The organism is Paenibacillus sp. NPDC093718 (assembly GCF_050279985.1).
Taxonomy (GTDB): Bacteria; Bacillota; Bacilli; order Paenibacillales; family Paenibacillaceae; genus Paenibacillus_AQ.
Window position 1 is genome coordinate 66,430 of record NZ_JBNNUS010000006.1, and the last position, 21,841, is coordinate 88,270.

General features: G+C 47.3%; 22 protein-coding genes. 18 read left to right on the forward strand and 4 right to left on the reverse strand.

All coding sequences use genetic code 11. The annotated features are described in order from the left end of the window. The first annotated feature begins 61 nt into the window (after nt 1–61). The 4 genes from ACQKPA_RS18630 to thiI all read left to right on the forward strand — a co-directional run bounded on the left by ACQKPA_RS18630 (nt 62) and on the right by thiI (nt 3,823). The gene (locus ACQKPA_RS18630; RefSeq protein WP_427494043.1) at nt 62–424 is read left to right on the forward strand and encodes a hypothetical protein; all 363 of its coding nucleotides are present in this window, start codon (nt 62–64) and stop codon (nt 422–424) included. A 147-nt stretch (nt 425–571) separates the two neighbouring features. Further along, entirely contained in the window at nt 572–1,258 is a 687-nt protein-coding gene (locus tag ACQKPA_RS18635) for a lytic transglycosylase domain-containing protein (protein ID WP_427494044.1), read from the forward strand. 169 nt (nt 1,259–1,427) lie between these two features. Then, the gene (locus ACQKPA_RS18640; protein ID WP_427494045.1) at nt 1,428–2,588 is read left to right on the forward strand and encodes a cysteine desulfurase family protein; all 1,161 of its coding nucleotides are present in this window, start codon (nt 1,428–1,430) and stop codon (nt 2,586–2,588) included. After that, entirely contained in the window at nt 2,585–3,823 is a 1,239-nt protein-coding gene (thiI, locus tag ACQKPA_RS18645) for a tRNA uracil 4-sulfurtransferase ThiI (RefSeq protein WP_427494046.1), read from the forward strand. The genes ACQKPA_RS18640 and thiI overlap by 4 nt, the downstream gene beginning before the upstream one ends. A 134-nt stretch (nt 3,824–3,957) precedes the next feature. Here the strand turns inward: thiI and ACQKPA_RS18650 are convergent, their stop codons facing one another. Then, nucleotides 3,958–4,650 (reverse strand): TerC family protein, encoded by a 693-nt coding sequence (locus ACQKPA_RS18650; protein WP_427494047.1) that lies wholly within the window; start codon nt 4,648–4,650, stop codon nt 3,958–3,960. A 130-nt stretch (nt 4,651–4,780) separates the two neighbouring features. On the opposite strand from ACQKPA_RS18650, the gene ACQKPA_RS18655 reads away from it, so the two are divergent. The 6 genes from ACQKPA_RS18655 (at nt 4,781) to ACQKPA_RS18680 (ending at nt 10,157) form a co-directional block, all read left to right on the forward strand. Continuing rightward, entirely contained in the window at nt 4,781–5,440 is a 660-nt protein-coding gene (locus ACQKPA_RS18655; RefSeq protein WP_427494048.1) for a TerC family protein, read from the forward strand. A gap of 244 nt (nt 5,441–5,684) precedes the next feature. After that, nucleotides 5,685–6,197 carry a hypothetical protein gene (locus ACQKPA_RS18660; RefSeq protein WP_427494049.1) on the forward strand — a complete coding sequence of 171 codons (513 nt, stop codon included), beginning with the start codon at nt 5,685–5,687 and terminating at the stop codon, nt 6,195–6,197. A 152-nt stretch (nt 6,198–6,349) separates the two neighbouring features. Continuing rightward, nucleotides 6,350–8,191, forward strand: a complete 1,842-nt coding sequence (gene typA, locus ACQKPA_RS18665) for a translational GTPase TypA (RefSeq protein WP_427494050.1) — start codon at nt 6,350–6,352, stop codon at nt 8,189–8,191. Nucleotides 8,192–8,230: 39 nt separating this feature from the next. Continuing rightward, on the forward strand, nt 8,231–8,524 hold the full coding sequence (locus ACQKPA_RS18670; RefSeq protein ID WP_076320612.1) for a YlaH-like family protein: 294 nt from the start codon (nt 8,231–8,233) through the stop codon (nt 8,522–8,524). A gap of 166 nt (nt 8,525–8,690) precedes the next feature. Next, nucleotides 8,691–9,800, forward strand: coding sequence for an LCP family protein (locus tag ACQKPA_RS18675; protein WP_427494051.1), 1,110 nt, complete (start codon nt 8,691–8,693; stop codon nt 9,798–9,800). 75 nt (nt 9,801–9,875) lie between these two features. Beyond that, a complete protein-coding gene (locus ACQKPA_RS18680) occupies nt 9,876–10,157 on the forward strand; it encodes a hypothetical protein (protein WP_427494052.1) in 282 nt (93 codons plus the stop codon). Between the two features lie 79 nt (nt 10,158–10,236). Here the strand turns inward: ACQKPA_RS18680 and ACQKPA_RS18685 are convergent, their stop codons facing one another. Next, entirely contained in the window at nt 10,237–10,899 is a 663-nt protein-coding gene (locus ACQKPA_RS18685; RefSeq protein WP_427494053.1) for a YhcN/YlaJ family sporulation lipoprotein, read from the reverse strand. Nucleotides 10,900–11,016: 117 nt separating this feature from the next. On the opposite strand from ACQKPA_RS18685, the gene ACQKPA_RS18690 reads away from it, so the two are divergent. Then, complete coding sequence (locus ACQKPA_RS18690; RefSeq protein ID WP_194541654.1) at nt 11,017–12,348, forward strand: PhoH family protein; 1,332 nt, start codon at nt 11,017–11,019, stop codon at nt 12,346–12,348. Nucleotides 12,349–12,546: 198 nt separating this feature from the next. Next, nucleotides 12,547–13,800, forward strand: coding sequence for an extracellular solute-binding protein (locus tag ACQKPA_RS18695; RefSeq protein ID WP_427494054.1), 1,254 nt, complete (start codon nt 12,547–12,549; stop codon nt 13,798–13,800). 31 nt (nt 13,801–13,831) lie between these two features. On the opposite strand, the gene ACQKPA_RS18700 is transcribed toward ACQKPA_RS18695, so the two are convergent. Both ACQKPA_RS18700 and ACQKPA_RS18705 read right to left on the reverse strand, forming a co-directional pair. Further along, on the reverse strand, nt 13,832–14,944 hold the full coding sequence (locus ACQKPA_RS18700; RefSeq protein WP_427494055.1) for a coiled-coil domain-containing protein: 1,113 nt from the start codon (nt 14,942–14,944) through the stop codon (nt 13,832–13,834). Between the two features lie 255 nt (nt 14,945–15,199). Then, nucleotides 15,200–15,436, reverse strand: a complete 237-nt coding sequence (locus tag ACQKPA_RS18705) for a DUF2626 domain-containing protein (RefSeq protein WP_006209059.1) — start codon at nt 15,434–15,436, stop codon at nt 15,200–15,202. A gap of 341 nt (nt 15,437–15,777) precedes the next feature. On the opposite strand from ACQKPA_RS18705, the gene ACQKPA_RS18710 reads away from it, so the two are divergent. The 6 genes from ACQKPA_RS18710 to ACQKPA_RS18735 all read left to right on the forward strand — a co-directional run bounded on the left by ACQKPA_RS18710 (nt 15,778) and on the right by ACQKPA_RS18735 (nt 21,829). Then, the gene (locus ACQKPA_RS18710) at nt 15,778–16,428 is read left to right on the forward strand and encodes an RsfA family transcriptional regulator (protein WP_071222968.1); all 651 of its coding nucleotides are present in this window, start codon (nt 15,778–15,780) and stop codon (nt 16,426–16,428) included. Nucleotides 16,429–16,567: 139 nt separating this feature from the next. After that, nucleotides 16,568–17,524: a ketopantoate reductase family protein gene (locus ACQKPA_RS18715; RefSeq protein ID WP_427494056.1), complete on the forward strand. Its 957-nt coding sequence runs from the start codon at nt 16,568–16,570 to the stop codon at nt 17,522–17,524. Nucleotides 17,525–17,536: 12 nt separating this feature from the next. Beyond that, a complete protein-coding gene (locus ACQKPA_RS18720) occupies nt 17,537–17,923 on the forward strand; it encodes a DUF3397 domain-containing protein (RefSeq protein WP_194541658.1) in 387 nt (128 codons plus the stop codon). A 149-nt stretch (nt 17,924–18,072) separates the two neighbouring features. Continuing rightward, nucleotides 18,073–19,734, forward strand: coding sequence for a peptide ABC transporter substrate-binding protein (locus ACQKPA_RS18725; RefSeq protein ID WP_427494057.1), 1,662 nt, complete (start codon nt 18,073–18,075; stop codon nt 19,732–19,734). A 209-nt stretch (nt 19,735–19,943) separates the two neighbouring features. Then, nucleotides 19,944–20,876: an ABC transporter permease gene (locus ACQKPA_RS18730; protein WP_071222972.1), complete on the forward strand. Its 933-nt coding sequence runs from the start codon at nt 19,944–19,946 to the stop codon at nt 20,874–20,876. 2 nt (nt 20,877–20,878) lie between these two features. Then, entirely contained in the window at nt 20,879–21,829 is a 951-nt protein-coding gene (locus tag ACQKPA_RS18735; protein ID WP_071222973.1) for an ABC transporter permease, read from the forward strand. Nucleotides 21,830–21,841 lie beyond the last annotated feature (12 nt).

Here is a 21,841-nt window from a genome sequence, read left to right on the forward strand (position 1 = left end):
AAGCCGGATAAAGTCCGGGTGCCGGGCACTTTAGGATGATGGAAATGGAGGAAGCTAGTTTATGGATAAAAAACATCGCAAGCATAAAATGAAGGTTGTTGAAGGCAAGCGAAACAGGGTAGACTTCCCGCGCAAGGATCACCGTGAAGAATATGCAGCCGAGGTGGCTCCCCCTGTGAATACTTCGGCACGAAGAGTGGACGAGGATAAGGCGGACGTCTCTACCGGTCGTACCGTCGGATATGTAGGCTTGGTATTAGGCATCGCCTCCTTGTTCATGTGGTCGGTAATCCTGGGACCCATCGCAGCGGTTGTTGGATATTACGCCTACAGCAAAGGCAGCAAAACGACAGGCGCCTGGTCGATCGGTCTCGGCATATTGGCAACGCTCAGTTATTTTATCTTGATTCCTTTCAGTAGATAATTCATTTTATTATGGTGAACATCGGGCGGGTCAACCAGAAAGGTTGATTCGCTTATTTTTTTGCCGAATAGGTATAGCAGATTGTTCCAGTTCCATGATAAAATAAAGGACAAGTTTGAAATTTTGCTGCAGAAAGTGAGTTAAACGATGCAAATAGATCCGATATCATGGAAGCAAATGACGGATATACCACAGATGAATACGAATTCCACCGAGTCGGCAACCGGATTTGTCAATGTGCTTAGCAGCCTGCTTACCGAAGATGCCACCTCCAAGCCGGTCGAACGTTCGATTACACAGCTTGCGCCTGGCGTAACCTTTAAGGATGGGCTGTTATGGCAGCAGCTAGGAGCTGTTGATGAATCTGCCTCGTCTCTACCAATGGAGGGGGTCGTGCATGACACAGGAGCAACAAAGCCAACGACTTTTGAGGATTTAATTACGGCGGCCGGGGAACGCTATGGCGTGCCGGTATCGCTGATCAAAGCGGTCATCGATGCGGAATCTTCCTTTAATCCAAACGCGGTGTCCTCTGCAGGTGCCAAGGGGCTGATGCAGCTGATGGATGGCACAGCAAGGGGACTTGGGGTAAGCAACCCTTTTGATCCGGCTCAGAATATCGAAGGCGGTACTAAATATCTGTCCAATCTGATTCAGCGGTTTGGCGGAGAAATGGCTATGGTACTTGCAGCGTATAATGCAGGTCCAACCCGTATCGCGAATATGGGTGTATCCAGTGATGAAGAGCTGATGTCCGTTGCTCATGAATTACCCGAGGAAACCCAGGCATACATCGGTAAAGTCATGAATGCACAATCAAAATACACTTTATAAACCCGCATGGGGATAAATAGGAAGTTGATAGAAGATCAAACGATAAGCGCCGCTTTCCGATCTAAAGATGGAGTGCGGCTTTACCGTTTGGTCTTTTTGTGTAAATATAAAGGTCTGGAATAATAAGTTTTACAACGTCCGATGCGTATGATGGAAAGGGGAAATTACCTTGATATATTGGGATCACGCTGCTACGACCCCTCCCTATGATGAAGTAGTGGACACGTTGGCAGAAGTCATGAAGATGCATTATGCGAATCCGTCAGCACTTCATCGTTCAGGCGAGGCTGCCGCTAAACTGCTGAAAAAGGCAAGAGAGGTGTGTGCAGCCGCGCTGGACGTTCAGCCGACGGAGATCGTATTCACTTCTGGGGCAACCGAAGGCAATAACATGGCGATTAAAGGGGCTGCGATGCAGTACAGCAGCCGTGGCCGGCATATCATCACGACGGGAACTGAGCATCCTTCCGTATATGAATGCTGCAAACAGCTGGAAACGCTTGGGTGGGAAGTGACTTATCTGCCGGTAGATGCCGCCGGCGTGGTGGATCTGGCTGCCTTGACGGAAGCTGTGCGCAAAGATACCGTGCTCGTCAGCATCATGCATGTGAATAATGAGACCGGGGCCGTCCAGCCGCTGACTGAAGTGGGGCGTATCGTTAAGGAGCGAAATTCACGAACGCTGCTGCATATCGATGGGGTACAGGGATTTGGCAAATTGCCGGTGACACTTTCCCAGTGGCAGGCCGACTTATACAGCCTGTCTGCCCATAAATTCAACGGTCCGAGAGGAATGGGCGTGCTGTATATTAAGCAAGGCGTGCAATTGTTCCCGTTGGTATCGGGCGGATCGCAGGAGAATGGACACCGGGCAGGAACGGAGAATGTTGCCGGAGCGGTCGCGATGTCCAAGGCCATGCGATTATCCAGAGAACGACAGACCGAGTTTTATGCAAAAATGACGGAATTAAGGGAGCTTCTGGTTCAGGGCATCCGCAAAATCCCGGGATTGGTGTTAAACAGCAGCGAGCAGAATGCCCCTCATATCATTCATTTTTCGTATCCGGGATTAAAACCCGAGGTGATGGTCCATGCTCTGGAAGAGATGGGCATGCTGGTATCGACCAAATCCGCTTGCTCCTCTAAATTAAGCGAGCCCAGCCGGGTCCTGTTAGCGATGGGGAAGGACATGAACGTAGCTTCCTCCGGAATTCGTATCAGTCTCGGCAAAGAGCATCAGCTCAGCGATGCAGCGCGGCTAGTCGAAGTCTTGGCTAAAGTTTGCGGGAACCTGCGTCCCATTATAGAAAGAGAGGGTAACCGGAGATGACTTACGATAAACTGCTGCTACGCTTTGGCGAATTTACCCTAAAAGGCAAAAACCGCAACCGATTCGAGAGATCGGTCTTGAATCATATTCGAAGCGTGCTCAAACCGTTTCCGGGAGCGAAAATCGTTAAGGAATACGGCCGCTTGTACGTCGAGCTTAACGGAGAATCTCCCGAGGCCTTGATCCATGTCCTTAAAAAAGTATTTGGCCTTGTTTCCATCAGTCCAGTTCGTGTATGTCCATCCGAACTTGACCGCATTATCGAAACCGCGGTTGATTTTGTGGGACAGAAGGAACTAGCTGACCCGTCGACCTTCAAAGTCAATGCGAGAAGGGTGTGGAAACAATTCCCTCATTCCTCACAAGAGATGAATCATTTAGTCGGATCGCCCTTGCTGCGAACCTATCCTCAGCTTAAAGTAAAGGTAAAGCAGCCCGATATGGAGCTTCGTGTGGAAATTCGGGAGAACGAGACGTATCTGTATTATGAAGTGATACCCGGCGCCGGGGGGTACCCGATTGGCACGAATGGGAAGGCCATGCTGCTCCTCTCGGGCGGGATTGACAGTCCTGTAGCGGGCTGGTCGGCAATGCGCAGAGGCCTTGAAATTGAGTGCGTACACTTCTACAGCTTCCCTTACACCAGCCAACTAGCGAAGGAAAAGGTAATGGAGTTAACAAGGCTGTTATCAGGCTACACCGGCAAAATCAAGCTGCACCTCGTTCCGTTTACCGATGTTCAGACTTCATTTGTCGGCATCGGACAGGATAATCTGATCATTACGTTTATGCGCAGAGCGATGTTGCGGATTGCTTCCTCGCTTGCTGAGCGGGAAGGGGCATTGGCGATCGTGACGGGTGACAGTCTCGGACAAGTTGCCAGTCAGACACTGCCTAGCATGAATGTGATCGGCAGAGCCACCGAGCTGCCGCTGCTGCGGCCGCTCGTTATGATGGATAAAAACGATATCATCAATATCGCGATGGACATCGGCACATTTGAGACATCGATATTGCCATATGAGGATTGCTGTACGTTGTTTGTGCCTAAATCGCCCACCACCAATCCGAATTTGAAGATTATCGAGAAGGTGGAGGCTTCCATCCCCGAGCTGCCTGCACGGATTCAAGCAGCCATTGAAGGTACGGAGACGGTGGTTATTACCCCGGACAGTAACATCGGCGAACTTGAAGAAAAGCACGCGGAGCCCGTGGTAAACGAAGACTGGTTTTAATCGAGTATCAAGCGAAGGTCAGCATCGTGTTGCGGCGAAGCGAACGAGTGTGCACCGTTCGGTTATCTGTTAACATAAAACACCCCATGGCTTCTGGGAGCCTTGGGGTGTTTTGTCGTACTTATAGATTTGGATTATGACTGGCTGGATGACTGACGGCGCCCAGCGGATCTTTTTTTCAGATGTCCTGCAGTCAGAACACCGACAATGATGGCAGCAATGAAGAGATACTTAATGATCTGGTGCGCTTCGAAATATCCCAGAAAGTGCTTTTCCTCGGTAATCATGGAGGACGCCGTGTACGCAAGTACCGCAGAACCTACATAGATAATCCATGGGAAACGGTTGATCAGTTTGATAAACAGCGTGCTGCCCCATACCACGATAGGTACGCTGATGAGCAGGCCCAGCGTTACAAGGATCATATTGTGTTTGGCTGCGCCGGCCACGGCAATGACATTGTCCAGGCCCATAGCGGCATCCGCTACAATGATGGTACGAATGGCAGCACCGAGGCTCTTGCCGGCCTTTATATTGCCGTGATCTTCATTGTCGTCGGTCATCAGCTTGTAGGCAATGCCGATCAGGAGTACGCCTCCCACAAGCAGCAGCCAAGGGATGTTTAGCAGCCAGACAACGAGGATGGTGGCAATGATACGAAGAATAACAGCTCCGGCAGTGCCGTAGATAATTGCTTTTTTCTGGGTTTCCTTCGGAAGATTGCGTGCTGCAAGACCGATTACAATGGCGTTGTCCCCGGCCAGGATCAAATCCAAGAATACAATGTTGATTAATGCAAGAAAAAATTCAGCGGTTGTGGTTTCCATGAATGTCACTCCTCTTAGAATACGGTTCCACCACTTAAACAAAGTGGATTTATTATAGGCCTATTTTTCCCGATGTGCAAGCATAGCCTGGACAATTACCACATATGTGTAGAGTGGGGGTGTTGTTCTGGTGGAGACGATTTTTTTGTTGGGACAGATCTTGATGATCAATCTTGTACTCAGTGGCGACAATGCCTTGGTCATCGCGATGGCCAGCAAAGACCTTCCCGAAATACACCGCAGACGGGCGGTCTGGATCGGGACTGCAGGGGCTGTTCTCTTACGGTGTATTCTGACTTTTTTGGCGGTTTTGCTGCTGAAAATCCCATTCCTGCAGGCTGGCGGCGCCTTACTGTTGATCTGGATCGCAGTCAAACTCATGATGCAAAAGGAGCATGACCATGCAAGCCTGGCCAAAGCTTCAACGATATGGGCCGCAGTCAATACGATATTGATTGCCGATTTCGTGATGAGCCTGGATAATGTCTTGGCCATCGCGGGGCTGGCAAAAGGCGATCTCGCCTTAATTGTCATCGGAATATTATTAAGCATTCCCATCGTTGTATGGGGAAGCGGCATGATCTCCAGCCTGCTTCACAAGTTTCCCGTGCTGCTTTACATAGGTGCCGGTATTCTAGCTTTTACAGCAGGCGAAATGCTCATACAGGATTCCCGCGTAGGGCTGCTTCTGGCTTACTGGATGCCTTATGCCCACAGTCTGCTGCCGATTGTCATTGCAGGTGCTGTCGTTCTCATTGGCGGATTACAGACGGTAAGACGGCCCCTGTAACGGGAGTTTATTTTAACAACTCTTTGGCAGAAGAGGAATGCTTAGGGAAAATGGATGACTGTCTCGTGCAGTCGTCCATTTTTTGTTGGGGGCCATACAGGTATATGGGACGGGGCAAGGTTATTTCAAGTGGAACAAGCTCGGGATATGGTTTTTTTTGTCGGTTTGGGCTAAAATTAACGTAACTGCTTCTTTTAGAAACCGCTATTTTTGGTGATACATATATTGAAGAGAGGGTGATCAAATGTCCTCCAGAAAAGATTTGGCGTTGGGTATTTTCATCGTTGTTGCTGGAGTCGTTATTTTGCTCGGTAAGCTTGGTGTATTTGGATTTTTGGGAAGAACGTTATGGCCGCTCGTCCTGCTGCTGCCGGGTATTTTTTTGCATATCATGTTTATTGGTCGCCGTGCCACTGCCGCGGTTCTGATTCCGGGCGGTATTCTTACGGTATATGGCCTTCTGTTCTTCATATGCATCATTGGGGGATGGGGACTGATGGCTTCATTATGGCCTGTGTTAATTCTCGGCGTGGCTGTCGGCTTGTATGAATATTATCTGTACGAGAGCCCGCGACCAGGCGCTGCGCTGCCGATTGCGCTTGGACTGACGGTGCTTTCCGTTTTGATTTTCTTCTTCACCTGGCTTGAGACTGGAGCATTCTACATTATTGCCCTGATCTTGATTGCAGCGGGCGTTTGGATGATCTTCGGGCGCAATCGTTCCGGGCGCAATAATAAATGGAGCAGAGGCTGGTAATTGGTAAGAGGTAAAAGTTGCTGGAAGTTTTCTGAAAAGACTTGATTTTCCCGCTCGTTTACCTATATTATAGGATGTATGTTGAAGCGTCGGCATGTCGTCCGGCGCTTTCTTTGTGGCTCATTCGAACAGAAGGGATTTGAGATATATTTATGCAATCAAGAGATCAGATTCGCAACATTGCCATTATTGCTCACGTTGACCATGGCAAAACAACACTTGTAGACCAACTGCTGCAGCAGTCCGGTATTTTCCGGGAACATGAGACCCTGCAGGAACGCGCGATGGATTCCAATGATTTGGAGCGCGAACGCGGAATTACCATCCTAGCCAAGAATACGGCTATTACGTATAAAGATTTCTTGATCAACATTGTGGATACACCAGGACACGCCGATTTCGGTGGTGAAGTTGAGCGTATTATGAAAATGGTTGACGGCGTTCTGCTCGTTGTTGACGCTTATGAAGGATGTATGCCTCAGACCAAGTTTGTGTTAGGTAAAGCTCTTGCACATAACTTGACTCCAATCGTCGTTGTGAACAAGATTGACCGTCCGGCCGCCCGCCCAGCTGAAGTGATCGATGAAGTGCTAGATCTGTTCATTGAGCTTGGAGCGAATGACGACCAATTGGACTTCCCCGTTGTATATGCATCTGCCTTAAACGGTACTTCCAGTATGGATCCTGAGAAGCAAGATGATAACATGCTTGCACTTTACGAGACCATTATTGACCATATCCCTTCCCCTACAGAGAAAGTGGACGAGCCTCTCCAGTTCCTCGTTACCTTGATGGATTACAATGAATATCTTGGACGTATCGCCGTCGGCCGCGTGAACCGCGGTGTCATTAAGCAAGGCCAACCGGTTACCGTTATGCTTCGTGACGGCTCGACCAAGAATGCTCGTATCGAGAAGCTGTTCGGCTTCCAGGGATTGAAGCGGATCGAGGTTGCCGAAGCAGGCGCTGGCGACATCGTGGCGATTGCAGGGATCAAAGACATTAACATTGGAGAGACCATTGCTGATCCACAGCATCCGGAGGCATTGCCTGTCCTTAAAATTGATGAACCAACCCTGCAAATGACGTTCCTTGTTAACAACAGTCCTTTTGCCGGGCGCGAAGGCAAATGGGTAACATCCCGTAAGCTCCGTGACCGCCTCTTTAAAGAACTGGAAACGGACGTAAGTTTGCGAGTGGATGAGACGGACAGCCCTGATGCTTATATCGTATCGGGACGCGGTGAGCTTCACCTCAGTATTTTGATTGAGAATATGCGCCGTGAAGGTTATGAGCTTCAAGTTTCCAAGCCTGAAGTTATCGTTAGAGAAATTGATGGCGTCAAAATGGAGCCGATCGAACGTCTTTTGATCGATGTACCAGAAGAAAGCATGGGTTCAGTGATGGAAAGTCTTGGAACGCGTAAGGCTGAAATGGTGAACATGGTGAATAACGGAAATGGCCAAGTGCGTCTGGAATTCCTGATTCCTGCTCGCGGACTTATCGGTTACCGTACCCATTTCCTGACTCTCACACGCGGTTATGGCATTATGAACCACGCATTCGACAGCTACGGTCCGCTTATCGGCGGTCAAGTGGGTGGACGTCACCAAGGCGTGCTGGTTTCCACGGAGAACGGATCTTCAACGTTCTATGGCATGATGTCGGTGGAAGATCGCGGAACCCTGTTCCTGGAACCGGGGACTGAGATTTATGAAGGTATGATCGTTGGCGAACATACCCGCGATAATGATATCGTCGTTAATATTTGTAAAGAGAAGCAATTGACCAACGTTCGTTCGGCAACGAAGGACGATACGGTTAAATTGAAAACACCGGTTATTTTCTCACTGGAGCAAGCCCTTGAATACTTGAACGACGACGAATATTGCGAGATTACGCCGAAGTCCGTTCGTCTTCGCAAGAAGATTTTGAACAAGAGTGAGCGCGAACGTGCAGAAAAACATCGTAAAATGGCACAAGCAAATCTATAATAGATAGAGATCTACTTGTCCAAAAGGAGTGAACCTATCATGCAAGAATGGTTTGCCTCGCACCCACTCATCTCTTATATCGTGATTTTTGTGCTGATCACCTACGTTTACAACAAGGTATTCCGGGTGAAGCAGAAGCTCCCTCTGTTGAAGGAGATTCTCCTGTATATTTTAATGGCCTTGGGTTCGGCGATACTGCTTGTATTTCAGATTGATAAGCTGCCGATTATCCAGTGCTTGTTAGTAGCAGTGGCATTGATGCTGATGGTGCGTATTCGATATTTTGTTGAAGATCGTCAGAAGAAGAAGGCTCAGACCGAGCCGAAGTCATAAGTTGATGTAGATTTTAAAAAAAGTGCCTGTATTTTGAATCCGGCAACTTTTTGTCAATCCCCTTCGTTTATAAGAGAGAGAAGTTAACCATGGTCCGGTAAATGCTTCGTAATTTGAAGCGTTTATCGGACATTCATCTAATTTGAATGAAATCAGGTGTTATGATATGAATCCTACTCATACCAATCTCCCTCCGAGAGCCAAAAGTGGGGGGAAGGGCAAGAAACAGCCAGTTCCAAAAAAGAAAAAAAGCGCATGGAAATCATTTTTTAAACTCATTCTTATCGTCTTGTTAATCGCAGTTCTGGCTGCAGCAGGTTATGCCGGCTACTTGTTCTTCAAAGGCAATGAGATCATTGAAAAAAGCGGGATCGACAAACCTGTAGCTCCAGGCCAATCTGCAAAAGAAAAACCGATCACGGTGCTTCTCTTGGGAACGGATCATCGCCCGGAAACGGGGACATACTTGACGGATGTGGTCATGGTCGCCACCATGCATCCGGAGACCAATACGTCGACGCTGGTTTCTTTGCCCCGGGATACACTCATTGAACTCGATGGATATAAAGCGACGAAGCTGAACGCCTATTACCCAAGGTTTAAAGCGGCTTACAATGCTGCGGAGAAAAAGGAACCGGGCAGCGGCATTCCGGCTGAAGAAGAAATGAAAGTCATGATGAGCAAGTATCTTGGCGTTAATATCGACTATGTAACGGTTATCGACTTCCAGGGATTCCGTGATGTGGTGGATACCTTTGGCGGCGTAGATGTCAACGTTCAATACAATATGTGTTACCGCGATACTGCCGACGGGACCGACATTAACCTCACTGTGGGTCCTCAGAAGCTGGATGGCAAGAAGGCGCTGGATTATGTTCGTTACCGTAAATCCAGTGATAGCTGTTCGCCGAGAACGAAGGAGTCAAGCGATTTTGAGCGTAATGCCCGCCAAAGCGAAGTATTACATTCCCTGCTCGATAAGATGAAATCGCTCGGAGGCGTTGCGAAGGTGGGCAATGCTCTGGATGCGGTCAGCGATAACATGACCACCGATTTCGAGCAGGAGCAGATCCGAAATTTGATTGCGACTTATTATGATATTGGAAAAGATGATGTGAAATTCATGCCGGTTACAGGCAATTGGAATAGTCCTTATGTGTATATAAGCAGCAGCGAGCTGGATGCAGCCAGACAAGCGCTGCAAGACGAGCTCGCCGGCAAGCATAATGCTGGCGCTGGCGAGCAGGGGACAGAAGCGGATTCTGCAACTCCGTGACAATTGAAGGCAAGTTTTATTGTATGCTATAATACAATGTATCAGATGGAGATCATTGTACAGGAGGCCGAAGGCATGTCCTACCTTATGATGCATACGACACACCCATTGATCTGTACTCGGCAGACGGATTACCCTGCCCATGGATTTGTGCGAGCAGATTCCATGTGGGCATGGGAGCCTTTCAGATGTCATCCTTCTGATGCCATGTCTTCTCAGGCGTGTTCATTCGACATGGGTGTCAATTCCACACCGAACAGGCAACAAAACTCTGAATATGATACGGGTCACGACGTCACTGGCGAAGCAGAAATGCTCGCTAATGGCGTTGTTATGACCTTAAAAAAAGCCCAGTGAGCTTCACTGGGCTTTTTTGTATGAAATTTGGAGACGGGTGACGGACAAACTCGGGTTATGACAGGATTTGTCTTCTTGCCTATCTATTACGGTGCGGGTTGGCTGGTGCATTACCCCGATTATTCGGATTTACCGTTTGTGCACCGTTATCTTGTGCATTACGATCACGAGGTGTTACATCTTTAGGCAGCTGAGGAATGATGCGGCCTACGATGTCAGCGAGTTCGCTGGCCAGTCCTGAAACCGGATTTCCCTCCTGAATATGTCGACCAAGATCGGCAATCCGGTTTGTAACGTCTAAATCAGCGGTAACAAGCGCATTGGCACCTGCCGGATCGGATTGAAGGGCTTCCGCGACTGTGTATTTAATGGTTCCGACTTCTGCCCGATCTAAATTTCCATCTACATTAAGTCCAACAACAGCCGTATTTCCCATGACAACACAGTTTGCGTTTTTAACACCGGGCACACTCTCTGCTAGTGATTTTAGGTGATTTGCGGTTGTAGCGTCAACTTGTCCGTTGTTATCATTTGCGTTGCCAACTTGTCCCGTATTCGTGTTATCCGGAGTCCAGCCGTCTACATTGTTAGTGGTATAACCTCTGTTCTCATTCATATTCTGAACATTGTTAGCAGTGGTTCCATTGGTTTGATTACGAGGAGAGGGTGATGCATTGTTATTGGCGGTCCCGCAGCCTGCGAGCAACAACACCGCTAGCATGATGGATAGAGCAGCTCTCATGGATTGATCTGTCCTTTCGTAGTAGAGTTCGCTAAATTACTCCAGTCGCTACGCTTATTATGTCCGGGACGGAAAGGTTTATGTGTGTACCTGATGAAGAAGCAGTGGAGGGATAAGATGAAAAAAATATTTGTGCTGGATACAAACGTATTGCTGCATGATCCTCAGTCGATCTATGCATTCGAGGAGCATGAAGTCATCATTCCTGCGGTGGTTCTTGAAGAGATTGATTCGAAGAAGCGAAATGCGGATGAAATCGGCCGCAATGCCCGCACGGTCTCCCGATTGCTCGATGGGCTAAGAGAACAAGGTCATCTTCATGACGGAGTTCTTCTGGAGAACGGCGGGACGTTGAAGGTTGAGCTGAATCATCGCAGCTTCGTCAAGGTACAGGAGTTATTTAGCGAAGCATCCAACGACAACCGAATTTTGGCTGTCGCGTTAAATTATAAATTGGAGGAGGAGCCGAAGGAGGACGGAAGACCCGTCGTTCTGGTCAGCAAGGATGTGCTTGTTCGAATTAAAGCGGATGTGCTCGGACTCACGACACAGGATTATTTATCGGACCGTACAGCCGATCCAAGTGAATTGTATCCTGGATTCTCTACCTTAAAGGTACATCCTTCGGTGATCGATGAATTCTACAGCTATCGTTATTTGCCGATTAAACCTCTTCAATTGTCTTATCCGCTTTATCCGCATGAATTTGTTATTCTGAAGGATGAGATGGGGACAGGAAAGTCAGCTCTCCTTCATGTGAATGAGGATGCAACCAGATTGGAGCCGCTCCATTTAAGCAATGAACCTGTATGGGGCATCAGCGCCCGTAACGCCCAACAGCGGATGGCGATTGAGCTTCTTCTAAACGACGATATTCCGCTAGTCACCATTACCGGGAAAGCCGGAACGGGAAAAACCTTGTTGGCGTTGGCAGCAGGCCTATCCAAGGTAGAGGATGAGCATAAATACAAGAAACTGCTCATTGCGCGTCCGGTCGTTCCGATGGGGAAGGATATCGGTTATTTGCCTGGCGAAAAAGAAGAGAAACTAAGACCATGGATGCAGCCGATATATGACAATCTGGAATATTTGTTTGACACCAAAAAATCGGGTGATATCGATAAAATATTGATGGGGCTCGGCAGCATTCAGGTGGAAGCACTGACTTATATCCGGGGCCGCTCGATACCAGGCCAGTTCATCATTGTGGATGAAGCCCAAAACTTATCCCGTCATGAAGTCAAAACGATTGTTTCCCGGGCGGGAGAAGGAAGTAAGGTGATTCTCATGGGAGATCCGGAGCAGATTGATCACCCCTACCTGGATGCTGTGAGTAATGGGTTGACCTATGTGGTTGAACGATTCAAGCAAGAAAATCTGAGCGGGCATATTACGCTGACTAAAGGGGAACGCTCCAAGCTGGCTCAGCTGGCTGCCGACTTGTTATAACCATATATTTCCCGAGAAATGATTCCTTAAAATAACTTGTAGGTTTAAGACTGTTCAGATTCATAGGACAGTCTTTTTTTCCTTCCATATCGTTACTAGTAAAATCTGGACTAGATAATTAACAAAAAAGATAGGACAAGAGTACTAGAAGTTTGGTAAAATAAGGGCATGCGACTTTTGAAGGAGTGAAGATGGGATATGAAGCGGAAGAAATATTGGTTCTTATTTGCCATTTTACTGTTGTCATTATCCAGTTTATCTCCCAGCTTTGACTTCACTCATCACACTAGACGGGAGCCCCCGGGGGATGAGCCTAATCCTCCGCAGCAGAGGCCGGAGATACCGGAGACCGATCTGGGTCCGATCAAGGTCGGTGTTCAGGTAAAGCCGGATGAACTGAGACAACTAAAAGCTCTTAATGAGCGTTTTATGGACGAGACCGGTGCTGAGGTTGAAATCTCGCTCCTGGAAACGAGTGAAACACACAAAGAGTTGTTTCTGCTCGAGATGTCCCTTGGTGAAGGACCTGATATTGTATTAACGGATTCACACTTTATTAAAGCGCTTGCAATGAGCGGATGCTTACTGCCTGTTGATGCTTCTCAGGGCACGCTGCCGGGCGAAGATATCTTGAATGGCCTTCTGCCATCGCTGCAGTGGAACGGGTATCAATGGGGAATGCCGTTTGATATAGACCCCTATATTATGACCTGGCAGACCAAGGGGAAGGGCGGCGAACCTTTTAAAGTGCCACAGGGCCGTCAGGCATGGCAGGAATATTCGGAGCTGCATAAAGCAAGCCCTGTCCTCTTATTTGATTCGAATGATCCTTACGCTTTCGGAGCGGCGGTTCATTTGCTCGAAGGTGATCCCTCCAAGCCGGATCAAGAGGTGCTTCATATGCTGATTCGCAATCTGGGAAGATGGGCAGAATCAGAGCAAGGCGCCATGGAAGCAGAGGTTAATGACCAAGAGTTGACCACCACCGATAAGACGGAAGCAGCCGTGGTCATCAAGCCGTATTCGAGCTTATCAGATCAAGATGACAACGGAATGTCGCATGCATTGGCAATGGGGAAGGCCCGTCTGGATACGCCGGTTGTCCGAACCCGAAGTTTTGCTGTAGCCGCACACACGGAATCATCGGCACTTGCCATGAAATGGATTACGTATATGACCGGCAAAGAGATGCAGCGTGAATGGAGCAGAGCGGCGGGAACGCTCCCCGTTATTTCGGAGCTGTATGTCACGGGTACGAACCTAAGTGATCGTGGCATTTGGCAAAAGGCGGCCGTTCCAGCCCAGGTGCTGCTCTCCAGGAATGAGCCGGCTGCTTTGGATTTTGGAGAGTCGGAAGGTTTCCAAACGTATAGCGAAGCAGCCAATCGATTGCTGCTTGGCGAAATCACCATAGAAGAATATATGGAAATGTACATGCCTGTTCAACCATAAAAAAGCTGCCCCAGCGAAGGGCAGCTTTTTTCTATAAATCCAGCTCCATTTTGACTACTAATCGTTGATCTTGGCTGGATACCTGCGTTGCTTTTAAGAAAGACACCAGCTGCTTGGGATAAAAGTTCATGTCAAATTCTTCCTGCAGCGCTCTGCGCGTGGTGTCAGGCAATTCCAGGCGATTGAACACAAGTTTGTCGACTTGGAACATGATGGCATTCTCCGGTTCGTTAATCACGGTGTATTTTCCTTCAATCAGAAGCGAGAGATTTCCGCTCTCACCCGAAGCTATTACTTTTCCATCGTCAAAATGGAAAGCAAAGCTGTTAAAGATTTCATCTTCGGATCTTAAAAATGTGTTGAGATCATCCTCATGGATATCTATGGTGTACTCTTTGCCGTTTGTTTTCAACATATTCTTGCTTCCCTGAACAAATTGCGGCAAATTCTCCATGGCGCTGGCTAAAGCCTGGAAGTGGCGCTTTACCTCATATAGGCCCACGTTCTCCCAATAAAGGGTGAACTCCTCAATCAATTTCTTCATGGCATCCGGGTTGCCGCTGGCTGTCAGTGCTCCGTCAACCTGCTGTTCAAGCGCCAGCACCCGTTCACGCTGCTTGACAAGGCTGTCCTTTACTTCGACGAGCTGAGAAGCATTGCGTGCGGCTTCAGTCTGGGCGGAGGCAAGGGAGCGGTACTGAAGGTTATATTCCGCAAGTGTATCCCGATCATTTTGAATAATCATATCGTAAAAGTCCATGATCCGGAAAAAACCGGCTAAGTCTTTTGCAGACAACAGCATGAAGAATAAGTTATCCCGCTCACCCATGTAATATGACCGAAGGACGGCAGCCGCCCGATCTCGCCGGTCTTCGATTCGCAAGCCCATATCCTGAATTTTAGTTTGCAGTTCGCTCTGGAGCTGCTGCAATTCGGCGATACGTTTGGTTATCCGTTCGATTTCATGATCGATCTCCACAATGGAGAGGCTGTCCTCCAGAAGTTTGCGCGCCTCTTCCGAATCAGGCATAACCGGGCTTGCATCCTGCTCGGAATATACGGAAGCGGGAGCCCCTATGAAGCAGAACAACAGGGTTATACACAGCATGACCGGGAGGAGAGGTTGTTTTATTCGTACATTCAAACGGGAGTCCTCCTTGAATGGTTGTTAGTCGAAAGGAATCCAACCGCTGTTTGTCCCTTCATTTTAACCAATATATGACGTATACGACTCAATTATCAACCTTTGGGCATTAAAAAAGCGATCCGGCAGCTAAAGCACCTGATCGCTCTTTTAAGTACTCTCATTCTCTAATTGCAAGGAAAATCCACCAGCGTGCCCCAGTTTGTCCAGGTTGAGCGCCGGCGGATCACAAACATCGCTTGCATGGTTTACCTATTAGAGTGGTTTGCCCATAATGAAGACCGTCCAATAGCTAAAGCCTGTGAAGGTCACGATCATATAAGCCCAGAAGAGAAGAATATAGGTTCTCTCCGTGAATTTCAAATATCCCAGGATCACGAAAAATGCAGTCTGCAGGAAGAAAAGCAGTGCCATTTCAATATGATCTCCGGCAAAGGCCATCAACCCGATAGTCAGGGTGAAAAAGCCAAGGACTCGAAACATCCGTGCCACGATTATATCCTCCTCTCGTATGTACGCACATAATGCTGCTATGAACATTATAGCGTTATGGGAAAAACGTGTAAACGCCTAACTCAAGAAAACCCTTTATTTTTTATTATTAACCAGAAGCAGGACATTGAATTCGTGAATAATTTGGACGAATCTTCCCTTTTGCCTTCGCAAGAGTATGATCTGTAATCAAAATGGAAATACATTTTAGTATCAAATAGATTCTATGAACTCTATGAGAGGCATAGAAATGAATTAAGCAGTTTTTATACCCTATTCAGCAGCCGATTTACGGTATTGAAGACGGTTATTTTAGGATGTCGTTAGGAGGGTTTTATGGTATGTCAGCAGTGAGACAGGATGCATGGAGTGCAGAGGACGACCTAATATTGGCGGAGGTGACCCTTCGTCATATTCGTGAGGGCAGCACCCAATTGGCTGCCTTTGAGGAAGTGGGAGAAAGAATCGGCCGGACATCGGCGGCTTGTGGATTTCGTTGGAACAGCTGCGTTCGCAAGAAATATGAGGATGCTATCAGCTTGGCGAAATCTCAGCGTCAAAAGAGAAGTTATTATAAAAAACAGCCTTCGGTAAGCGGACCGCAGGTTGCCGGTTTGGCTGCTCCGGAACTGGAGCACGATGTCTATAAGAATGATGGTGCAAGCGAAGAAACACTGTCCATCGATGCCGTTATCCGTTTCCTTCGTCAGTGGAAGGGCGGGCTTCAGGAAAGTTCACGTCAGTATAAATTGCTTGAGAAGAACTTGCGTGAAAAAGAGGAAGAGCTTTCAAGACTCCGCAGTGAGAATCAAAGGTTATTGAAGGAAGTCAGCGAAGTGAAAACGGACTATCATGTGGTCAATGACGATTATAAGGCACTGATTCAGATTATGGATCGGGCACGCAGACTTGCTTTCTTAAATGAGGAAGACGAGGAACTTAAGACACGCTTTAAAATGGACGCTAACGGTAACCTGGAACGAATCGAATAGGTAAAGATTATCTTGCTCCAGCCGTAACCCGCATTAGTGCATTTCATGCGCTTGGCGGGTTATTTGTGCGTATAGGAGATTATTCTGATATATACTAGGACTAGTACTTTGTGGTTGATTACAATAATGGGGGATTATCATGAATATCCATATTATCGGAGCTGGTTCATTAGGGCTATTATATGCGGGCAAACTTGCGGATTCAGGCTGCCGTGTCACGCTATGGTGCCGCAGCGAGGAGCAGGCGGACAAGCTTCGGGCTTCCGGCATAACCATCGAGGAGACGGGTCAGCACCAAGTCATTGACGCCCATGCATTCTCGGTCTGCCCATGGTCATCCTTTGCCGAGTCGGGTGGCGCGGCTGATGCGGATTATCTTTTCCTCATGTTGAAGCAGCAAGGGATCGAAGAGATGGCAACGGAGATGCTGGCTCTCTTTGGGCAAGATCACCGCAGACTCCTATGTTTTCAGAACGGTACAGGCCATTTGGAGCGGCTTCAGGACCTGCTGCCAATGTGGACGCTCTACGCTGCCATTACGACGGAAGGGGCCAAGCGTACAGGCAGCGTCTCCGTTTTGCACGCCGGTCACGGAACGACGACAATCGGCAAAATGAAACCTGCAGGGAGCCCATTAGATGCTTTCTCTCAGGAAGATCATGAAAATAAGCTTGTTAAACAGCTGAATAGAGCAGGATTTGAAGCTTTTTTGTCGAATGAAATGGATGAGATGATTTATCGTAAACTGCTGATAAACGCGGTCATTAATCCTTTGACAGCATTGTGGCGGATTCCTAATGGAGAGCTGTTAACTTCCCCAGAACGAGTCAGGCTTATGAAGCAGTTATATAATGAAGGGATCGCCGTATATGAAGCGGCTGGAATTCCTTATGGAAGCGGGCTTTGGGAATGGATCCTATCCGTCTGCCAATCAACTTCAGGTAACACGTCTTCCATGCTTAAGGATGTAATGGACGGTAAAACGACGGAGGTTGCCTGGATTAACGGTAGCATTGTTCGTTTGGGTCAAAAATATGGCATTTCTGTGCCAAAACACGAGCTGATCACACAGCTCATCGAGGGGATGAATACATAGGGGGTCTTTAGCATGGGGTTCTTGCAGGGGCTGTTTCACACATTAAGTCTTTTTCCGTTCATTCCGTTTTTACTGGTGTATTTCATTGTCTTGCAAAGAAATAAAAATCGAAAGCAAGCGCTGGAGCTGGCCATGGATGTAACCACATTTTTCATGCTGTTTTCGGTCTCCGCCTTGTTTAATAATACATTCCAGTCCAAATTCGGTTTCTATCTTATTCTCCTCATGCTGCTCATTGCAGCGGGGCTGATCGGAAGTGCGCAGAACCGCTGGAAAGGCAAGGTTAACGGTAAGAGGCTGCTTCGCGCCGTGTGGCGTCTGGGTTTTGTCAGCATGAGTTTTGGTTATATAGTTTTTACATTTTTTGGTCTCCTCTCCTACATAATTAAGATGATGTAAGTACAATCTAATAACTAGTATTATATGATAAATCTGTTTGATCTCTGGGTCAGGCAGATTTTTCAATTTATTGATTTCTGGATTTTTTTGACCACTGGTTGTATAATCGATAAGCATATACCTAAAATCTATGAGGGGGATACCGCAAGATGAAGAAACAAAAGAAATTACTGCTTCTCATGACGCTAGTTCTTGCTTTCAGCTCGGTTTTGGCAGCGTGTGGAGCTGACAAGAACGAAGGCGCTAATAACGGCGGAACGGCGGACAAGCCTAAAGAGCAAGTCTTCCGTATGAACCTTGCTTCCGACCCTCCTACATTGGATCCGGGCTTGGCTCAGGATAACACGTCGAATACGGTAATCAGTGCTGTATTTGAAGGTTTGGTTCGCAAGGGTGCAGATGGTTCTGAAGAGCCTGGTGTAGCCGAAAAATGGGATATTTCTGAAGATGGATTGAAATATGTCTTCACCCTTCGCAAAGATGCCAAATGGAGTAACGGCGATTCAGTAACAGCCAAAGATTTTGAGTATGCATGGAAACGCGTACTTGATCCGAACTTTACTCCTGCATCACCATATGCGTATCAGCTCTATTACATCAAAAACGCTGAAGCTTACAATCTTGGAGAGATCAAAGACGCCAATGAAGTCGGTGTAAAAGCAACCGATGATTATACGCTCGAAGTTACGCTGGCAAACCCAACGCCATACTTCCTCAGCTTGATGTCATTCCAAACCTACTTCCCGATTCACAGCTCTGTTGAAGGTAATGCTTCTTGGGCAACCAAACCGGAAACATTGATCGGTAATGGTCCGTTCAAAGTTTCACAAATGACCAAAGGTCAAAAGATCGAGCTTGTGAAGAACGACCAATATTGGGACAAGGATGGAATCAAACTTGAAAAAGTTCAAATGAGTATCGTGAACAGCTCGGCAACTGAACTTTCAAGCTATCGTAACGATGAATTGGATTATGCAGGACATCCAACAGGAAATATTCCGACGGATCAGCTCAATGCGATCAAGAAGGAATTGGGCGATGAACTGATGATCAAAGGGATTTCATCAACGTATTTCTATATCTTTAACACAACAGAAGAGCCATTTGACAACGTGAACATCCGTAAAGCATTTGCCATGGCGATTGATCGTCAGGCGATCGTAGAGAAAATCACGCAAGGTGGACAACTTCCTGCACACGGCTTTGTTCCTCCTGGTATCAAAGGTGAGTCCGACGAGTACCGCAAAGAGGTGCCGGATACTTACTTCGATGAAAATCTTGAAGAAGCTAAGAAACTGCTCGAGCAAGGTATGAAGGAAAAAAGCTACACCACATTACCGGAAGTTACTCTGATCCATAACTCCGATGACAACCACAAGAAAATTGCGCTTGCTATTGCAGATATGTGGAAGAATAACCTCGGTGTTACTGTGAAGGTACAAAACCAAGAGTGGGGCGTATTCCTGAAGAACCGTACGGATTTGAACTATCAAGTTGCCCGTTCCGGTTGGGGAGCAGATTATAACGACCCGATGACTTATATCGATATGTGGACATCCAACGGTGGTAACAACGATACTGGCTTCAAAAACGAAGAATATGACAAACTTGTGAAGGATGCTTATGCAACTAGCGATAACGCTAAACGCATGGAGCTGATGTCCAAGGCTGAGAAAATTCTCGTTGAAGAAAACCAAGTTGTAATGCCGATCTACTATTACTCCAGCGTGTCCCTGGTTAAACCATGGGTGAAGAATCTGCATCTGGATTATAAGGGTGATATCGATTTCACACGTGCATATATCGAGTAGTCTTTTGTAAAACCATTTATAAAAGGTTACGGTTCGGGATATATATGTGGGGCATTTAAACCTCATATATATCCCGATTTTTTTGTATGAGCACAAGGTTTCCAAATCTTGTGTCCGTTGGTGAAAGTTAAGGGATGCTCATTCCGTTCTAGAATAATACAATTATATAGACGGCTTGGTTTAGAACAACTGATCAGGAGGCTAGCGAAATGCTGAGGTATGTGGCGAGTAAGTTTTTTTATATGCTTGTATCGTTGTTCATACTGATCTCAGCCACTTTTTTTCTTATGAAAGCCATACCGGGCGATCCGTTTATGGGAGAGAAAAAGCCATCGCCTGAAATTTTGGCGAGGCTGATGGAGCAGTATGATTTAGATAAACCGGTATTTCAGCAATATACGAAATACTTGGGTAATATCGTTCAAGGTGACTTTGGTTTGTCTATGAAGAAACAGGGACAGTCGGTCACTGATATTATTGTTGACACATTTGGCCCTTCACTCCGATTGGGTCTTATCGCGATCGTAGTATCCGTTATCGTGGGTGTGCTGCTAGGGATGCTTGCAGCTCTGTATCACCGCAAGCTGATTGACAACATCGCCATGATCATCTCGGTTCTCGGCATCGCAGTACCGAGTTTCGTACTTGCGTCATTGTTGCAATACGTTCTCGCAGAGAAAGCGGGCATTTTCAATGTTATGGGCTTTGAAGGACCACTTGACTACGTGCTCCCTGTTATGGCCCTATCAGCTCAACCGATTGCATTTATCGCACGATTAACGCGATCCAGCATGCTGGAAGTGCTGCATTCGGATTATATCAAGACGGCGAAGGCCAAGGGTCTCAACTGGTTCGCCATTATGTTCCGTCACGTCATCCGTAACGGCATCTTGCCAGTCGTAACGTACGTCGGCCCAATGACAGCGAACATTATTACCGGTTCGGTCGTCATTGAACAGATTTTCGGTATTGGCGGCATTGGCAAGCAGTTTGTTGAAAGTATAACAAATCGCGATTATACAGTCATTATGGGGATTACCATATTCTACGGCATCTTGCTGATGCTGGCGCGTTTCGTTACAGATATCGTATATGTATTTGTGGATCCACGCATTAAATTGACCGGCGGAAAGGAGAGGTAGACATGGAGAAAGAACAAAGTATGCCTCATCCTGCGGCACTAAACTTAAAGCCTGAAGATTTTCAGAAAATTGGTCCTGATGAGAAACAATCCGAGGTAATACAGCGTGAAAGTTTGTCCTCCTGGAGAGATTCCTGGGAAAGATTGCGCAAGAACAAGCTTGCTATGACGGGCTTGGTTATTATGATCCTGATTGTCATCATGGCCATTATCGGCCCGATGATCTCGAACTATGATTATGAAACGAATGATTTGATGAATACGAATATGCCGCCTTCATCAGAACATTGGTTTGGAACCGACGATCTGGGCCGCGACGTTTTTGTTCGTACCTGGATGGGAGCTCGGATATCCTTGACCGTTGGTCTTGCAGCAGCTGCGATTGACTTGATGATTGGTGTAATATATGGCGGCATCATGGGTTATTTCGGTGGCCGTGTCGATGAGTTCATGAATAAGTTTGCAGAAATTTTGTATTCCATTCCGTATCTGCTCGTTACGATTTTGCTGCTGGTTGTATTTGAACCAAGTTTAGGAACGATCATACTAGCCTTAACCATCACCGGGTGGATTAACATGTCCTGGATTGTGCGGGGCGAGATTATGCAGCTGAAGAGCAGAGAATATGTCCTCGCTTCACGTTCGATGGGTGCGGGAACCGCGCGCCTGTTGTTCCGGCATTTGATTCCGAATGCGATGGGTCCGATTATCGTTACCTTGACCCTGTCGGTTCCAAGCGCGATCTTTGCCGAGGCATTCCTGAGCTTCCTAGGTCTTGGAGTTCAAGCACCGGTTGCTTCATGGGGCTCCATGATTAATGATGCCCTGTCCGGATGGATGTACTATCCATGGCGGATGTTGTTCCCTGCTCTATTTATCAGCTTGACGATGTTAGCATTTAACATTTTCGGTGATGGATTGCGTGATGCGCTTGATCCGAAATTGAAAAAATAGGAGGTGGGAAGG

What these genes read in the sequence shown, in the direction of transcription:
- ACQKPA_RS18630 (WP_427494043.1), top strand. Translation starts at nt 62, where the DNA reads ATGGATAAAAAACATCGCAAGCATAAAATGAAGGTTGTTGAAGGCAAG.
- ACQKPA_RS18635 (WP_427494044.1), top strand. Translation starts at nt 572, where the DNA reads ATGCAAATAGATCCGATATCATGGAAGCAAATGACGGATATACCACAG.
- thiI (WP_427494046.1), top strand. Translation starts at nt 2,585, where the DNA reads ATGACTTACGATAAACTGCTGCTACGCTTTGGCGAATTTACCCTAAAA.
- ACQKPA_RS18650 (WP_427494047.1), bottom strand. Translation starts at nt 4,650, where the DNA reads ATGGAAACCACAACCGCTGAATTTTTTCTTGCATTAATCAACATTGTA.
- ACQKPA_RS18660 (WP_427494049.1), top strand. Translation starts at nt 5,685, where the DNA reads ATGTCCTCCAGAAAAGATTTGGCGTTGGGTATTTTCATCGTTGTTGCT.
- typA (WP_427494050.1), top strand. Translation starts at nt 6,350, where the DNA reads ATGCAATCAAGAGATCAGATTCGCAACATTGCCATTATTGCTCACGTT.
- ACQKPA_RS18670 (WP_076320612.1), top strand. Translation starts at nt 8,231, where the DNA reads ATGCAAGAATGGTTTGCCTCGCACCCACTCATCTCTTATATCGTGATT.
- ACQKPA_RS18675 (WP_427494051.1), top strand. Translation starts at nt 8,691, where the DNA reads ATGAATCCTACTCATACCAATCTCCCTCCGAGAGCCAAAAGTGGGGGG.
- ACQKPA_RS18680 (WP_427494052.1), top strand. Translation starts at nt 9,876, where the DNA reads ATGTCCTACCTTATGATGCATACGACACACCCATTGATCTGTACTCGG.
- ACQKPA_RS18685 (WP_427494053.1), bottom strand. Translation starts at nt 10,899, where the DNA reads ATGAGAGCTGCTCTATCCATCATGCTAGCGGTGTTGTTGCTCGCAGGC.
- ACQKPA_RS18690 (WP_194541654.1), top strand. Translation starts at nt 11,017, where the DNA reads ATGAAAAAAATATTTGTGCTGGATACAAACGTATTGCTGCATGATCCT.
- ACQKPA_RS18695 (WP_427494054.1), top strand. Translation starts at nt 12,547, where the DNA reads ATGAAGCGGAAGAAATATTGGTTCTTATTTGCCATTTTACTGTTGTCA.
- ACQKPA_RS18710 (WP_071222968.1), top strand. Translation starts at nt 15,778, where the DNA reads ATGTCAGCAGTGAGACAGGATGCATGGAGTGCAGAGGACGACCTAATA.
- ACQKPA_RS18715 (WP_427494056.1), top strand. Translation starts at nt 16,568, where the DNA reads ATGAATATCCATATTATCGGAGCTGGTTCATTAGGGCTATTATATGCG.
- ACQKPA_RS18720 (WP_194541658.1), top strand. Translation starts at nt 17,537, where the DNA reads ATGGGGTTCTTGCAGGGGCTGTTTCACACATTAAGTCTTTTTCCGTTC.
- ACQKPA_RS18725 (WP_427494057.1), top strand. Translation starts at nt 18,073, where the DNA reads ATGAAGAAACAAAAGAAATTACTGCTTCTCATGACGCTAGTTCTTGCT.
- ACQKPA_RS18730 (WP_071222972.1), top strand. Translation starts at nt 19,944, where the DNA reads ATGCTGAGGTATGTGGCGAGTAAGTTTTTTTATATGCTTGTATCGTTG.
- ACQKPA_RS18735 (WP_071222973.1), top strand. Translation starts at nt 20,879, where the DNA reads ATGGAGAAAGAACAAAGTATGCCTCATCCTGCGGCACTAAACTTAAAG.